16 protein-coding genes are annotated in these 16,301 nt (G+C 43.1%); 10 read left to right on the forward strand and 6 right to left on the reverse strand.

The window, feature by feature from the left end:
- Positions 1-184: 184 nt before the first annotated feature.
- Positions 185-277 carry a small membrane protein YoaI gene (gene yoaI, locus EDF81_RS24170; protein WP_404851434.1) on the forward strand — a complete coding sequence of 31 codons (93 nt, stop codon included), beginning with the start codon at positions 185-187 and terminating at the stop codon, positions 275-277.
- Here the strand turns inward: yoaI and EDF81_RS00295 are convergent.
- The 3 genes from EDF81_RS00295 to yeaG all read right to left on the reverse strand — a co-directional run bounded on the left by EDF81_RS00295 (position 274) and on the right by yeaG (position 4,143).
- Positions 274-768, reverse strand: a complete 495-nt coding sequence (locus EDF81_RS00295; protein WP_123345207.1) for a YbaK/prolyl-tRNA synthetase associated domain-containing protein — start codon at positions 766-768, stop codon at positions 274-276. The two genes, yoaI and EDF81_RS00295, sit on opposite strands and share 4 nt — an antisense overlap.
- Positions 769-863: 95 nt before the next feature.
- Positions 864-2,144: a YeaH/YhbH family protein gene (locus EDF81_RS00300; protein ID WP_123345209.1), complete on the reverse strand. Its 1,281-nt coding sequence runs from the start codon at positions 2,142-2,144 to the stop codon at positions 864-866.
- Positions 2,145-2,208: 64 nt separating this feature from the next.
- On the reverse strand, positions 2,209-4,143 hold the full coding sequence (gene yeaG, locus EDF81_RS00305) for a protein kinase YeaG (protein WP_123345210.1): 1,935 nt from the start codon (positions 4,141-4,143) through the stop codon (positions 2,209-2,211).
- A 78-nt stretch (positions 4,144-4,221) separates the two neighbouring features.
- Between yeaG and EDF81_RS00310 the strand changes: the two genes are divergently transcribed.
- The 4 genes from EDF81_RS00310 (at position 4,222) to EDF81_RS00320 (ending at position 10,044) form a co-directional block, all read left to right on the forward strand.
- The gene (locus EDF81_RS00310) at positions 4,222-6,165 is read left to right on the forward strand and encodes a recombinase family protein (protein ID WP_123345212.1); all 1,944 of its coding nucleotides are present in this window, start codon (positions 4,222-4,224) and stop codon (positions 6,163-6,165) included.
- 519 nt (positions 6,166-6,684) lie between these two features.
- A complete protein-coding gene (locus EDF81_RS23990; RefSeq protein WP_184999435.1) occupies positions 6,685-6,834 on the forward strand; it encodes a hypothetical protein in 150 nt (49 codons plus the stop codon).
- On the forward strand, positions 6,831-7,112 hold the full coding sequence (locus tag EDF81_RS00315; protein WP_123345214.1) for a hypothetical protein: 282 nt from the start codon (positions 6,831-6,833) through the stop codon (positions 7,110-7,112). Before EDF81_RS23990 ends, EDF81_RS00315 begins: the two co-directional genes overlap by 4 nt.
- 40 nt (positions 7,113-7,152) lie before the next feature.
- The gene (locus EDF81_RS00320) at positions 7,153-10,044 is read left to right on the forward strand and encodes a DEAD/DEAH box helicase family protein (RefSeq protein ID WP_123345216.1); all 2,892 of its coding nucleotides are present in this window, start codon (positions 7,153-7,155) and stop codon (positions 10,042-10,044) included.
- 70 nt (positions 10,045-10,114) lie between these two features.
- Here EDF81_RS00320 and EDF81_RS00325 read toward each other — a convergent pair whose 3' ends face one another.
- Genes EDF81_RS00325 through EDF81_RS00335 form a run of 3 tightly spaced genes read right to left on the reverse strand, consistent with a single transcriptional unit; the run spans position 10,115 to position 12,261 of the window.
- On the reverse strand, positions 10,115-10,735 hold the full coding sequence (locus EDF81_RS00325; RefSeq protein WP_123345218.1) for a hypothetical protein: 621 nt from the start codon (positions 10,733-10,735) through the stop codon (positions 10,115-10,117).
- A complete protein-coding gene (locus tag EDF81_RS23830; protein WP_148049885.1) occupies positions 10,735-11,499 on the reverse strand; it encodes a hypothetical protein in 765 nt (254 codons plus the stop codon). The genes EDF81_RS00325 and EDF81_RS23830 overlap by 1 nt, the downstream gene beginning before the upstream one ends.
- A gap of 48 nt (positions 11,500-11,547) precedes the next feature.
- Positions 11,548-12,261, reverse strand: a complete 714-nt coding sequence (locus EDF81_RS00335) for a hypothetical protein (RefSeq protein WP_148049886.1) — start codon at positions 12,259-12,261, stop codon at positions 11,548-11,550.
- Between the two features lie 152 nt (positions 12,262-12,413).
- Here EDF81_RS00335 and EDF81_RS00340 point away from each other — a divergent pair, with 152 nt between their 5' ends.
- The 5 genes from EDF81_RS00340 (at position 12,414) to EDF81_RS00355 (ending at position 16,292) form a co-directional block, all read left to right on the forward strand.
- On the forward strand, positions 12,414-12,833 hold the full coding sequence (locus EDF81_RS00340) for a hypothetical protein (RefSeq protein ID WP_123345223.1): 420 nt from the start codon (positions 12,414-12,416) through the stop codon (positions 12,831-12,833).
- Between the two features lie 63 nt (positions 12,834-12,896).
- Positions 12,897-13,337: a hypothetical protein gene (locus EDF81_RS23835; RefSeq protein WP_148049887.1), complete on the forward strand. Its 441-nt coding sequence runs from the start codon at positions 12,897-12,899 to the stop codon at positions 13,335-13,337.
- A gap of 38 nt (positions 13,338-13,375) precedes the next feature.
- The gene (locus tag EDF81_RS00345) at positions 13,376-13,744 is read left to right on the forward strand and encodes a hypothetical protein (protein WP_123345225.1); all 369 of its coding nucleotides are present in this window, start codon (positions 13,376-13,378) and stop codon (positions 13,742-13,744) included.
- 165 nt (positions 13,745-13,909) lie between these two features.
- Complete coding sequence (locus EDF81_RS00350; protein WP_260232623.1) at positions 13,910-14,473, forward strand: hypothetical protein; 564 nt, start codon at positions 13,910-13,912, stop codon at positions 14,471-14,473.
- Positions 14,388-16,292 (forward strand): terminase gpA endonuclease subunit, encoded by a 1,905-nt coding sequence (locus tag EDF81_RS00355; RefSeq protein ID WP_123345226.1) that lies wholly within the window; start codon positions 14,388-14,390, stop codon positions 16,290-16,292. The genes EDF81_RS00350 and EDF81_RS00355 overlap by 86 nt, the downstream gene beginning before the upstream one ends.
- Positions 16,293-16,301: the final 9 nt, after the last annotated feature.

A 16,301-nucleotide genomic window follows, 5' to 3' on the forward strand; every position in this document is an offset into this window, starting at 1 on the left:
ACTTTACGCGCAATCCCGTGAGTTAGCAGACTTTTTTGCATAAACCGCCGGTTTTTTTAGGCCTGGGGCGAAAAGATAACCCGCACCGGTCTAAAAACCGCCATCTGCGCGTCATCAAACCGTCATGGGGTCAGTTTATTGCTGAGGTATCTTCCTGACAGAGTGCTTTACCATGAACGACCCGATGCTTATTGAAACCACGATTATCACCGGCAGTTTCTTCACCATCGCAATGGCGATTGTTCTGTCGATTATGCTGCTGGAACGCAACGACTAGCGGCGAAAGCGTGCCTGTTCCGGCTGGGCGATACGCAGATAGTCATCGCGATGCAGGATCACCGATTTCTCCAGCAGACCGGCATTAAAGGCGATCTCGTCAAAACGGGTGAACAGCAGCGGGTCGACAACAAGCCGCAGTGCCGGATGAAAGCTGAAGGGAGGGATCGCCCCAAACACGCAGGCGGTAAGCTGGTCCACTTCGACCGGGCTCGCCAGGGATGCCTTCAGACCGCCGATATGCTGCGCCAGCCGCGATAAATCGGCCTGCTGGTCGGCAGGAAGCACGGCCAGCACATGCTGGTTAATCCCGTTCCCTTTCACCTTACAGACCAGTGCCTTCGCGCCCTGACCCAGTGCCGTACCGCGCAGCAGGGATACCGCTTCACACTTGCCCACCGCCTCATGTTCCACCACCCGGTAGCGGGCCTGGTGCTGGTCGAGCAGGGCTAAAAGATGCTGATGGACATTGCGGGTAACGATTTCTGACATAGCGCCTCCGTTCTCAAAAGCGCTAAGGGTAATCCGGTCGGGAGGAAAAGGGAAATAAACCTCAGCCAGCGAAAAGAGGCAGGCTGAGGTCAGGCTTAGCTGGTGGTGGTGCTCTGTTTCTGGAACAGCTCGCGGAACACCGGGTAGATATCATCCTGATCGCGAATATGCTGCATAGCGAAGTTCTCGAAGGTGGCCTGCAGGTTTTCATATTCACGCCACAGGGTCTGATGGGCGCGGCGGGTGATTTCGATATAGCTGTAGTAACGCACGACCGGCAGGATCTTTTTCGCCAGCAGTTCGTGACACAGCGGGGAGTCGTCGGCCCAGTTATCGCCGTCCGATGCCTGGGCTGCGTAGATGTTCCACTGGGCGGGATCGTAGCGCTCCTTCACGACCTCATCCATCAGCTTCAGGGCGCTGGAGACAATCGTCCCGCCGGTTTCCTGAGAGTAGAAGAACTCATGCTCATCGACCTCTTTGGCCTGAGTGTGATGGCGAATATAGACCACATCCACATTTTTATAGGTCCGGCTGAGAAACAGATACAGCAGGATATAAAAGCGTTTAGCCATATCCTTGGTGGCCTGGTCCATCGAGCCTGAGACGTCCATCAGGCAGAACATGACCGCCTGGCTCGACGGCTCCGGGCGTTTTTCGTAGTTCTTAAAGCGTAAATCAAAGGTGTCGATAAAGGGCACCCGGTCAATCTTCGCCCGCAGTTCCGCAATCTCCTTACGCAGCCGTTCCTCTTCCAGCAGCTGAGCCGGTTCGCTGCGGGCAACCTCATCAAGATTGTCCTCCAGCGCACGAAGTTCCCGGCGCTTACCGGCGGTCATGGCGGTACGCCGCGCCAGCGAATTTTGCAGCGAGCGCACCACGCTGATATTGGCCGGCACCCCGTTGGCGGTATAGCCCGCACGATGGGTTTTGTACTCCGTCAGCTGCCGATGCTGATTTTTGCGCAGATTGGGCAGCGCAAGATCTTCAAACAGCAGGTCAAGGTACTCATCCTTCGAGATCTGGAAGACAAACTCATCCTGACCTTCACCGTCCTGACTGGCCTGTCCCTGACCGCTTCCCGATCCGCCACCGCCGCCCTGAGGCCGTTCGATACGGTCGTTTTGCACAAAGTGGTCGTTACCCGGATGCACGCGATGGCGCAGGCCACCGCGCCCCTGATGGAACATCGGTTCGTTAATGTCTTCCGTCGGAATGGAGACGGATTCGCCGCTGCTGACGTCGGTGACCGAGCGCTTATTGATCGCCTCGGAAATCGACTGCTTAATTTGCGCTTTATAACGGCGCAGGAAGCGCTGGCGGTTCACCGTGCTTTTGTTTTTGCCGTTAAGTCGTCGGTCAATGAACCAGGTCATAGGCCCCTCCGTACGTTGTCGTCATCATTCAGGCCCCGGCAAGCCGGGGCTGCAGATACTGTTGTTATGATGATTTCCGTACGCGCAGATACCATTCGCATAACAATCGGACCTGTTTGCGGGTATAGCCTTTCTCCATCATACGGTCGACAAAGTCGTCGTGTTTTTTCTGTTCATCGGTTGAGGTCTTGGCATTAAACGAAATGACCGGCAGCAGCTCCTCGGTATTGGAGAACATTTTCTTCTCGATAACCGTGCGCAGTTTTTCATAGCTGGTCCAGTTCGGGTTACGTCCATTGTGATTGGCTCTGGCACGCAGGACGAAGTTGACGATCTCATTACGGAAATCTTTCGGGTTGCTGATACCCGCCGGTTTTTCAATTTTCTCCAGCTCCGCGTTCAGCGACTCGCGGTCGAAGAGCTGGCCGGTATCCGGGTCGCGATACTCCTGATCCTGGATCCAGAAATCGGCATAGGTGACGTACCGGTCGAAAATGTTCTGGCCGTATTCGGAGTAGGATTCCAGATAGGCGGTCTGAATCTCTTTGCCAATAAACTCGGCGTATTTCGGGATCAGGTAGCCTTTCAGAAACTCAACATAGCGCTCGGCTTGCTCCTGCGGGAACTGCTCGCGCTCGATTTGCTGCTCGAGGACGTAGAACAGATGCACCGGGTTAGCGGCGACCTCTGCGTGGTCGAAGTTAAACACGCGGGAAAGAATTTTGAAGGCAAAACGTGTCGACAGACCGTTCATCCCTTCATCCACGCCCGCATAGTCGCGATACTCCTGATAGGATTTCGCTTTCGGATCGGTGTCCTTCAGGCTCTCGCCGTCGTAGACGCGCATTTTCGAGTAAATGCTGGAGTTTTCCGGTTCTTTCAGTCGCGACAGAATAGAGAAGCGCGACAGCGTTTCCAGCGTGCCGGGCGCGCAGGGGGCGTGGGTCAGCTCGCTGTGGTCCAGCAGCTTCTCGTAAATCTTGATCTCTTCGGAAATCCGCAGGCAATAAGGCACCTTGACGATATAAACGCGGTCGAGGAACGCCTCATTGTTTTTGTTATTACGGAAGGTCACCCATTCGGATTCATTCGAGTGGGCGAGGATAATGCCGTTAAAGGGCAGGGCAGAGATCCCCTCTGTACCGTTATAGTTCCCCTCCTGGGTGGCGGTCAGCAACGGGTGCAGCACCTTAATCGGTGCCTTAAACATCTCCACGAACTCCATCACACCCTGGTTGGCGCGACACAGGGCACCGGAGTAGCCGTAAGCATCCGGGTCGTTCTGGGCATGGTGCTCCAGCTTACGGATATCCACTTTCCCGACCAGGGCCGAGATATCCTGGTTATTCTCATCGCCCGGTTCCGTCTTGGCGATGGCAATCTGTTCCAGAATCGACGGCCAGACTTTGACGACCCGGAATTTAGTAATATCGCCGCCAAACTCATGCAGGCGCTTGGCCGCCCACGGCGACATAATGGTGCCGAGATAGCGACGCGGGATGCCGTACTCTTTATCCAGAATCTGCGCATCTTCCTGCGGGTTAAACAGACACAGGGGATGATCGTTAACCGGGCTGCGCTCGCCGTTGGCGCTCAGGGCGTAAATCGGCACCCGCTGCATCAGCGATTTCAGCCGTTCGGCCAGGGATGACTTACCGCCGCCCACCGGGCCCAACAAATAGAGGATCTGTTTCTTCTCTTCCAGCCCCTGAGCCGCATGTTTCAGATAGGAAACAATCTGCTCAATGGCTTCCTCCATGCCGTAGAACTCTTCAAATGCCGGGTACCGTGCGATGACCCGGTTGGAAAAGAGACGGGAAAGCCGTGGCTCCAGGGCAGTATCCACCATCACTGGGTCACCGATGGCCGTCAATAGCCGTTCTGCCGCGTTAGCATAGGCACTGCGATCTTGCCGACAAATGGTAAGAAACTCCTGCAGTGTGAACTCTTCGTCCTTGGCAGCTTCATAGCGCTGGCGATAGTGATCGAATATATTCATGGCATGCCGTCCTTTTGTATACTCTGGGAACATATGAAAACAGTACTTTTAGCGTAGTTCTTCAACGGGATAAAAAGTATGCTGCGTCCTATTTGTTATGAACGTGTTTCCTCGTTACAGCAAGTTTCGGCAGGTGGTGGTCTTGATGACCAGAGATCTTCTTTGGAAGCGTATTTAGATAATAACTCTGATAAATTCAGCCCTGAAAGGATTTTCATTCAGGATATGGGGTTGTCGGCGTTTAGAAATTCTAATATCTCGCCAGAGTCACAACTCGGAGTTTTTTTACAAGATGTGCAGAATCGCAAGTACGGCCAAGGCGACGCACTTATCGTTATGTCACTTGACCGTATCAGTCGCCGATCCAGTTGGTCAGAAGATACGATACGGTTCATTGTGAATAGTGGGGTTGAGGTTCACGATATTTCTGCCAGTACTGTATTACGTAAAGATGACGCTCATTCAAAGCTTATTATGGAACTGATCCAAATGCGGTCACACAATGAGTCTCTCATGAAATCGTTACGAGCGAGGGCGGCGTGGGAAAGAAAGATTACAGAGGCCATTAGGTCGGGGGACGTAATTTCAAGTCGTATGCCCGTATGGTTGAAAAATGATAATGGTAAGTATGGCATCAATGAAGAAAAGGTAGAGCTGATTCGTTCATGTTTTCGTATGTATGCTAATGGTATGAGCACTGGTGAGATTGTAAAACATCACAAAGAACATAAACTTCAGATGGTGACTGTATCGGCATGGGTTCGTGATCGTCGTCTCTTAGGTGAGCATAAACGTGAAAACGGTGATGTATTTGCTGGCGTCTACCCCGTGGTGATTGATGAAGAATTATTTTTAACCGCAAACCGCATGATGAATCGTGTAGGAATGGAGAAGAAGAAACCACGCGAAGATCTACTACTTGAGCCTGAAATCGTCCGCAAGATTTTTCGACTGTATGAAGAAGGAACGGGTACTGGTGCTATCGTTAAGGATCTAGAAGCAGGTTGGAGTACTGTTAATGTATTGCGAGTACTGCGTGATAAGAAGGTTGTCCAAGAGAAGATTATTGATAATTTGACTTTTGAACGAGTAAACCAAAAGTTATCTTTGAATGGCGTAGCCAATCGCATCCGAAAAGATATATCAATTGCTCAAGATGACTTTATTACAAACTTGTTTCCGAAGATTCTCAAATGTGGTTTTTGTGGCGGTAACATTGCTATTCATTACAACCATGTAAGAACAAAGTATGTGATTTGTCGTAATCGCGAAGAAAAGAAATCTTGTGATTCAAAATCAATTCAGTACTTGAAGATTGAAAAAAATATTCTAGAAACCGTAAGGAATGTAGACTTTCAAAAACTCATGTTGGAGAGTACTGGCAACGACACATCACCAATTGATGTACTGCGAGAGGAACTATCTGAACTACGTACTGAAGAAGTACGTTTTACTCAGATGATTGAAGAACGTAAAGCTAAAGGGTTAAGGATTCAGTATCAACATACTGAGGGGCTGACTGGTGTACAGGACCGTATTGACGAAGTTGAAAGTGAACTAGCTCAGTTGATGGAAGTTAGAGAGATACCAAAACTAGATTTCGATATGGAAGCAGTACTTGACCCTATGAATGTTGAGTTACGTGCAAAAGTACGAAAGGAATTACGTTTAGTACTTAAAGAAGTTAAGTACTGGGTGTATGGCCAAAATATTTTAGTGAAACTACAGTACTTCAATAATGTTAATTCACATATACTAGTTATCAATAACAAACGTCAAAGAAGTGAAGTAATCTTTGAAGCGGTAGTTGAAGAAAAAGGAAAAGAACGTATTTACTCAGTTTCTGATGATATGGGTGTGGTTTTCATCGCAGAGGTAACTATTAGTACGTCTTTATGGTCTCTAAAACTGAGAAAAGGGGAAGAACCATATTCAGATAAAATACAAGGTTACATCGGTTTCTTGAGTAAAGAATGTATTGATCCAGGAATAAATGAAGATCAGATTGAATGGTTCGATTAGTTACATGGTGTTTTTACTAGAAGTTTTCTGAATGTCGATGGAAGTAAGTACTAAAATCAACTTATGTTTTTAGTACTTACTTTCTTAGTGCTTTTGTGAAATGATAAAGTATTTTGTGCTATAATCCCAATATCCTCTATCGGTTATTGCCGTTTTTAATGACTACTCTACTAAATATAATCATGGTAAGTTAAAAAGGAAATATCATGATGGTTTGGTTTGTTGAGTTAGTACTACTATTGTTAGGTATGTTCATTCTGGTTTCTGGAGCAATCCAGTATCTGATAGTAGGATATTGTTTGTTTTTAGCGTTAGTACTCTTCGCAGTTATCATATCTAAGATAACTCAAAGAATTTTGATAAATAAATGAAACGAGCGGATTTTCTACGGTATAATATAGGTAGTAATCACGTATACGATTATTAACTCTCCTGATATAAAAGTACCCCATGTGACATTGGGGCTTTTTCTCGTCGGGAGAAAGAGGGAATTGTATAGCATTAAAAAGGAAGAAGCAAATGAATAAAGATAAACAGATTAATGTTCGGGTATCAGACGAACACTTGTTAGTACTACAAAAGTTAGTATCTGAAGGTAAGGCACGCTCACAGAGTGGGGCGTTGATTTACCTTGTTCAACAGTACGCAATCTTAGGAGAAAGAAAATGAATGTTGTAATACATGAAGATAGTTTAGTAGTGGGGCGTTATGCGTTCACGGATGTAGGGTATCACTATGATGTGATAGATGGTGAATATGATATTCGTTTTAACCTGATGGGTGCTAACGAAGGTCAGGAATGGACAGGTTTACTTATGAGTCGGTGCTTCTATGATGGTTTTCGGAAGTTAGTACGCTCAGAACCAGAGTACCTACACATGTACAAAGGTATCAATTGTAAGGTACTTGAACAACTACTAAAGGATTTTATCATTCAAAGTAAATAACTCAATGGCAAGGAATGCCAGAAAACTAAAAGGAATTAGTATGAAGTATACACACTATAAAAACAGATTTAGTAGTACTAAAGGCGGTGTTAGTCACTTATCAGGAGAATGGTCAGACGTAGTAGATCTGATCACAGATAAGTCTACTTGGCACAGTTTTACAGCTACAGACAAAGACACATACCAAAAAGCAAAAGAACAGTTTGATGCCATTGTTATGGCAGAAATGAAGCCTAACACCAGTCGCACAGCCGACAACGTGATCGCGTTCCATGCCATTGTACTGGACATTGATGATGGTGCTACCTATCAGGATGTTCGTGATGCTTTGAGCAAGTACGAATACGTTATGTATAGTAGCGGTGGTAGTGGCCTGAAAGCTGGTGATCGTTTTCGCGTGATTATGCCCTTGAACGCCCCAATGCCTGCCAGTGATTGGAAGCGATTCAATACCAGTCTCAGTGAACGTTTCTCCTACAGTGACGAGTGTTTCAAAAAAGGAATACAGATTCAGTACTTGCCAGTGCTTAATACGGCATTTGCGGATCAGTTCATTGCGGAACACCACACCGGACAGTGGTTCGATTATCAGAATCCCGAAGACCTACCTTATGTTGAGACACAGAGCCTTGAACTGGTCACGAAGAACGTTGTGTTCGATGAAACCCAGTTCACAGATGCGGAGTTTCAAGAACTGGCAGCGGCAATTGTTTCTCACCAGGCGAATAGTCTTGGATATGAGGACCGCCGTCTATTAGCCCAGCGTTTGAAACACATTGGTATGAATGATTTTGATGCGGTACAAGTACTGGATGCCGTATCGTCCCCAGGATTTACCACACCAAACAATGTACTTGTAAGTGGTGCTAATCCGCTCTACGCACACGTAGAAGGACTCTATAAGCACGTAGCAAAGGGTACACGTATCCCTGCTATTGAACGACGCATAGTGCGTCCTGTGGAGGTTATGGAGGCATCCATATATGACGGTGAATATCGTCTTGCTCAGGATGAATATCTTAGCGATATGTTTGATCTTATGGATTTCAGTACTGGTAACAATCTTCTAATCTCGGATGTAGGTACTGGTAAATCGACACAGTTCATGGATTATGATGAAAATGGTGTATGTACTGGTACGAAGCGTGGATACCTGTTTGTAGCACCATTGACCAGTATCGTTAACTCATTCACTGATGATAACAAGCTTAGTGGCTCAGGTGTTGGGACGTGGAACCAGATTGAGACAATCATTCGTGAAAAAGACAAAACAAAGTTCGCAAAACTAACGTTAGTAGTTGATGAATGTCATGGTCTATTTGAAGACTATGGTTATAAGTCAAAGTTGATTAATCGTTTGATTGATAGCTTCAAGTACTTCAAATCTACAATACTAATGAGTGGTACAGTTGAGGCAGATAACTTTAGTAGTATTCAATTCAATAAGGTTTATCGTGTTCACAAACCATCAAAAGCAGTCAAAAATATTCGAAGTGTGTTCTGTACTAAGAAAGATGAAGTAGTGATTGATCATATCAATAGTCTTACTAACAAAACGATAGTACTGATGAACAACAAAGACCTATGCGAAGTAGTGTCCAGACGCATTAGCTGTAAAAGTCTTGTAGTCAATGCTGATGTCAAGAACACACCAGAAGTACAGCAATTGTTCAAGGGCCGTCGTATGAATGATCATGACGTTATCATTGGTACTAATAGTATCGTTGAAGGGTTATCAATCGAAGATGAACTATCGGACGTTGACATTGTAATTTGGGGTGATCTTGTACCGGAGCGAATCGAACAGTTCTGTAACAGATTTCGTAACGTGAGCAGTACTAAAAATGTATGGTACTTCATTGACAGGAAGCCCGTAGAGCTACTTGAAGACTATGAACGCAATGTTGTACTACATGAAGCTACAACACTCTGTGAGTCGTTACAGGGGCTTTATGAGGGTATTAGTAATGATGTACTCAAACGTAGTTTCATTCGCCAGTTTATCGGGGATATGGCCCGTGATCTTGTGTATTTCCATGATGGCCGTTTTTGTGTTTCGTATACGGGTGTTGACTATGAATACGCACAGCATAGAGCAGAACAGAGCAGGAACGACTTCTCACATTTCAGTGCTCGTCTAAGTGTGTTTGGTTTCAATGTCCTCTATCCACTAATGGTTGATGGTGATGAACTTGTAGCAGATGACATCAAGGAAGATAAACGCATCATTACTGAAGCCCGTAAGAAAGAGCGTGAGATGCTTCTGGAGGCGTTGATTAGTGACATTGAGGCTAACACCATTGAAGACGAATCAACCGCTCATGAACTCTACACGGCGACATACGGAAGTGTCATTAAACTATGTGCTAAGGGTCTTGAAAAGGATGATGTCACAGCAGCTATTGAGGGCTACATCGAAGACGAACAATTCTTTGCTAAGGCACACGAAGACGCAGATTTTGTACAGACTGGTAACACGATCCGTGAGCTAGTAATTTCTGAAGTGGGGGGGCGTACTGAACTACAGAGTCATGAATCGCAACACATCGCAGATGGAATCATTCAGAAGGTACTGGATGAGTACTTCAACAGTGACGCCCAACGGATGCTTTCAAGTCGTTCATGGGGTTCATTAATAGTCAAGTCGCACACTTACAGTACTAATGATCTTAATAAAAGAGATCCTCATGTGTGCGAGTTACAGGCCAAATCCAGTAAAGCCGTGAAGGAAATTCTAAGCAAGTACATCCTCCTGGCAAAGAGCAAGACGCGAAGCATTCAGGGTAAGAATGTAAGAGTACTACCAATCAAAGCCCTTAGTCGCACTGGCTTGCGTTTCCGTAAACTGGACTTCTCAAACTTCATCCATCCACAGATCGAGAAGTTGAAAGAACAGCTATCAGCTAAGACTGAGCAAAAAACAGCCGCCTAACTACGTGAGAGCTTGAGGGCATAACAACCTGTTTCCAGCGAAGGAGACAGGCAGTTATGGTCTAAATTAATTATTTTGGAAAACTGAATAGCTCTTGTATATCTTTTTGAAAAAATTCTTTGTTCTTATTAATCTTATCAATTGCTAATTTCAATTTTGCTTGGCCATCAGCTATCAAATCGTAATCCTTCGTTATTACGGCAGCAAATAGATAGTAGGAAGTGTTACAGAATTCTAGCAGTTCTTCGAACTTATCATGTACTTCAGGAGCGTAGTTTACACGCCATCTGTTGAGAGATTCGAGCCGTGAAATTACATCGATACACATATACGCATTAATTTCGTTAGCCATTCGCAGTTCAGTGAACCCTGAATCATTTGGAAGGGTTGTTGTTGCCTTTGGAAACATTTTAATTAATATATGAGTGATTTTATCATACTCGCTCATTATTTCATTTACTTTCGTATATGCAGTAGCATTATGCTGTCCTCTAATCCAGTTTTTAGCACTGTATGCGGCATATAATGCCGTGCCTGCAATAACTAAATTACATGCCGCACTAACCCAATCACTCCATGCTCCTATTTCCATATTGGAACCCTTCAATTGAAAATGAATGATGTTGGTAAATGTGATAATGACGAGTACAATCATCAACACAACTAATGCTTTTACTATTTTGTTGTACATTATTGCTCCATGTCCTTCGTGCAAGTAAAATCGTCACATGTGAAAGTGAGGGAGCTGTCATCAACTATTTCCTTTTTATCTTTAATCTTCAATTGCTTTTCTTTAGACATATAAAATAGTGCTAGTGCGACAAATATTGCCGCCAACAATAAAATGTATGCAGCAAGAAAAAGCTCTTGGGACATTTCTGTGGTTTTGATTATACGTTCTGTTATTTTTCCCTGAGCTATGGAATTTATAAATGTAAAGAATGAAATAATTGAAGTGAACCACCAGATAACACTTACCCTACGAATTATTGTATTGAAAATATCATGTATTGAATATCGTTTATATGGTTTTGAATTATTGTGAAAATGTATCTTGTGTAGGTTTCCAGATATGTAATCCTCCAATATGTTTATATGGTACTCCCAATTCTCCTGCCAGTACTTAGATGATGAAGAAAGCTTTACCCACATGTCGGAAAATACTACCCCAACAAGCGATGTAACAAGTGAAATAAAAGCAATGATTGCCTTTTGGTTATATGAAATCGGGTCTAAAAGTTTAGTGAAACAATAGGCACATACTGCTGTCAGTACAGAAATAAAACCCCACAGGTAAGCTGAACGCTGCCAGTACAAACCAATTTCAAACTTGCGAATATCATGGGCTTTTTCAAATGCACTATGAATCTTATTAACTTCCGAGGGACTTGCATCTATATAACCATGTTGATTGCGTACTCTTCCTAATAGAGTCTCAAAGTATTCAATGTTCATTGTTATTAACATATTAAAACCTATAAATTGAAGTTGATGGTAAATTAGTCATTTAGCGAAGTATTGATCGAAACTTGAGTGTAATCTATCAAATTCTTCGTATGCTTGTTCGAAATCGTCCTCATGTTTTGTGACCCTACTTATTAGATCTAAGGTACGTTCTTTTATAGACTTAGTTGAATGACTTTCATTAGTGACATGATTCTTCAATATATTCCAAAGCATTGCATTTGCTCTATGTATTTTTATATATGATTGTTTCATTTTTTCTAATTCTTGATGAGCATCCTGATTCATACGCCATCCCAGTTTTCTAAGTTTTTTTAGATCCTTTCGGAAAGTACGTGGTGATATTTGAGGGGGATGAAAAATTGCTAAAGCCTGAGTGCAATTATTGAGAGTTATAAAATCTTTAGGATCATTACTTATTAGGTCAAACTGCCATATTAGGTTGTTTGCCTGGGAAGATACAGTACTAATCAATTCCTGTAACTCAGGAAGATCTTCAATTATTATTTTCTTTGCTATATCAAAGGCACTATCGTGTTTCTTCTGACTAATCCACTCTGGGGCTTTTCGATATGCCATCAGGGCAATCAGCAAAGTACCCAACGTACCACATGCACTAACCCATGATGAAACGTTCCCCCATTCAAAACCCTTCATGTCAGAAAACAAAATCTTGATGAGTACCAATATGGCGGCGATCAATAGAACGATTACCGTGATGATCAGAGCGGTATTGAGCTTCTTCATTTCCATGTGGTTTTCTACGCAAACGTGCAGTGTTAGTACTTTACCACCAAATAATGAATCATTTACACTGCATATTCACGTCCCCCCACATTGGGTAGGTTTGTTAGTTGGGGTGGGTGGGACGTGGACCATCATATGAACTGCATAAGGTGTGAACAATGATCAATAAAATAATTGCAGTGCTAACATTTATTGTTGCAAGTAATGCTTACTCGAATGAGACTGAACTGACACGTCTGAAAGCCGCCGCCAACCCTACTGAAAATGAGAGAGGGGTTAAACATTGTGATCTATCGACATACAACATCGTTGGTGGTCACGCAGTATATGAAGACACCATAGAGGATGAAGCCGTAGTAGTTGATCATGGCAACAGTTTCAGTATCAATGTCAGCATATATAACGTTGACTCTCCAGTGCTCATGTACAAGGCCGACAATGCAGAAGGTATAGTACTAGCCTCTCGAAACCAGGAACTAATTTTTGAACGTGAGAGAGTGATCAAAGATAAAACACTTGAATATCGTTTGATTAATACTCTGACGAAACGAATCTTCGTTGCATCAGATTGTGAGTGATGTGAAACTAACTGGCATATATGATAGCATCACATCCGATTTTACTTTGGGATGACTGGTGCTATGAAAATTACAGTAGATTCAATCAATCAAATGTTCGAAGGTACGCGACAGTTACTATTAGGTGGGTTAATAACAGCCATAACTGGTGTGCTTATCGTATGGAATAATGAAAGTCCTCCAGTAGGTAGACTACCCATAATGTTCAGTGTTGTTGCCCTGCTTACTATTTTACCTGGATTTATAGCAATGCTGTTTTCACCAATAACACCACTTGCTGCTAAGTTATTTGATATTAAGGGTAGTATTGTTCTTTGTCGTATCTTTTCATTCATATACTTCATTTTGTATTGGTACGTAACACTACTCGTAGTTAATATTATATTCACAATAGCTATGGGGCTTAATGGTAATGATACAATGCTCAAAATATGTTTTATAATTGGGTGCTTCATAGTAGCTGTAGTGCAAACTCGCAGATTTTATAGATTAATAACACAATGACCTAAATACCCCTATAGGCACTCTATGGGGGTATTTCCATGAACATCTTCAAACACTACCGCAACGGCACAACTCATATCACTAGTTCAGGCAGTACTGGTTACGAACCTGAATCCCGCAATGAAACAATTCTAGCCATCAACATACAGCACGGTGAATACCATGTTCACGTATATCCCGATGGCATAATAATTTCCTATAAATACATCAGAATAAAATACGGTCAGTACTTCAAGATCGGCAAGCACAAGTATCTCATTAGCGACTTAGAACGTTTCACGGGTAGCGAACGCAAACACTTATTGTATCTGAACGATCTGCTTCATGAACTTCTTACAGAGCATTCAATGGGCGGTGTGGCGGTCAATGACTATCGCACCGTGTCAGTACTAGATACTCACATATAAGAGGTATCTGAACTACATTTCAGTACTAAATTAATGAGAAATATTCTCAATTTTTCAAGGTACTCCCCCGGCCCCGGAGCAAAGCGAGTTTTCGCCACCGTTTTATTTTATTCATATATCAAAAATAAACATCATACATAACAATAATAACCAAATGGAATATTCATGGCTAAGTCTAAATTAACAATTTCGTATTCAGAACTATCACGTCGATATGGTTTTGATGTTTCAGTGATTAGTCGTGAATGGGTTGCTAAGGGATTGGATTGTACTAAATCAGAAACGGAAATCTATAACTGGATACGTACTAATATTATCGACGCATTACGCAATACAGATGTAAAAGAAAAGATAGAGCAGGAAAGATTACAAAAGCTGACGGCAGAACGTCAAATGGCAGAATTAGAACTACAACAACAATTAGAAACTGTAGTTAGTACTGAATACTTAGAACAAGTCATAACTGCTTATCTCTTCAAAATTAAAACCAGTATTAGAGCAATACCATCGAAAGTATATCTAGATTTGTTCGCAATGAATGACGCTAAGGATATGCGTGATCGATTGAAAGAAGAAATAGACAAGAATTTATATCAGCTAGGCGAAATGGAATTCGAACTACCTGAAGATATGGAAATCATAAATGAAGACGAACAAACAGAAATTAACGAACCTCCTGAAGAAGATCCTTCCGACGATACAACCGCCGAAGATTCAGAAAACGAGTGAGTGGCTAGATACTGGTGTTGTTAAATGGGTTGATGGTCCGGCAATGGGTCTTGACTGGATACCATTCAATTTTCAACGTGAACCAATTGACATAGCTCAGGATAGAAGTACTAAAAAGATTGTACTCCAGTCTTGTTCCCAGCTCCTAAAAACAACCGTACTCCAATCTATCGCATTTGGGATTATGAACAATGATCCCTGTAACTTTGCCTTTGCCAGCTCGTCAGGCGATGAAATCAAGAAGTTCAAGAACGGCAAGTTCCTCCCGGCCATCGAAGGTTCACCAGTACTCTCTACTCTCGTCACCGACAAGAACGACAAAAACGCCGCGAACAACGCGAAACAAACTGAACTGGTGAACGGTACTTTCATCTACTGGATGAACCTGAACACACCAGGAAACTTACGTGGTGTTACCTGCCGTGTAGTACTACTCGACGAAGTATCTAACGTAGACATTGGTGAAGAAGGTAATCCGATCAAGCTTGCAGAAGCCCGTACAAGTACATTCGGTGATGACAGTCTTGTTGTTGTATCCAGTACTCCACTATTCAAGAATGATTTAATCAACAGTGAATACAACCTAAGTGATAAACGTCGTTTCTTCGTTACTCATGACTGCGGTCACGAATACACATTTGAATGGGAACATGTAACTTTCAAACATAAACAATTAGAAAACGGTCGTTCAATACCAGACAGTACTACATCAAAATTATTATGTCCTCATTGTCAGGAAGAAATAAGCGAACATAAACGTCACCAGATGGTAGCTGGTGGTAAGTGGAAAGCAACTAATCAATCAGGTGAGAAAGGCGTGGTTGGCTATCAGATTAGCCGTATGTATTCGCCCTTAAACACTATTGAAGGGATGGTACAGGTATATGCTGACTGTCTTTATAACTTCAATCTGCAAACGTTCTATAACAATGAACTAGGTGAAGTATGGGAAGACGAATATCAGAAAGAACTAGATATTCTACAACTAGAACAACTAAGGGATGACACATTCAACATTCATGTAATACCAGAAAAAACATTAGGCATAGCTATTGGTGTTGACCAACAACTAGATCGGCTTGAAGCAACAGTACTTGGTTTTGATGAAAAGAACATTTGGGTACTCTCACATGAGTTCTTCTATGGACACGATACAACAAAGATAGAATCACCAGCCTGGAATGAACTTGATAGATTCTGTAGGCAACAGTTTAAAACCACATCAGGCCGTGACATACCAACTCTAGCCGTATTTGTTGACTCCAGTAATGGTAACGCAACAGAAACAGTAAAACGCTTCACAGGCCGTTGGGCTAAGTACCATCCGATCAAGGGATCGAGTAGTACTACCAGTGACCTATTCAAGAAGAGTACACAAGCAGGATACGCACTTCAGATACTGAACGTTCACGAAGGCAAGAACAACATTCGTAAACTGTTAAATCACATGCTAGGTGATAATCCAGAACTGGCACCGACTCAATTATTCTTTAGTAGTGCTTTACCGCATGATTACTTTGAACAACTATCGGCTGAAGAATTAAAACCCTCTGGTGGTAAATTAGTCTGGAGACTTAAACAAGGTCAAAGACGTAATGAATCCCTTGATTGTCTTAATTACTCAATCATAGCCATTCAATATGCCTTGAGCAAACTTGGTACTAATCAACCTTTCCGTAAGTTAAGAGAGTATAGAGCAGTACTTAAAGAAGAATCACAACCTGTAGAGATAAATAATACAGAAACAAAACCATCTGAACCAGCAAAACGACATAGACCTAAAAGAGTTTCACATGGACGTAATTGGTTTGGTAAATAAGGAGATAAT

This window comes from Enterobacter sp. BIGb0383 (assembly GCF_003751845.1).
GTDB lineage: Bacteria > Pseudomonadota > Gammaproteobacteria > Enterobacterales > Enterobacteriaceae > BIGb0383.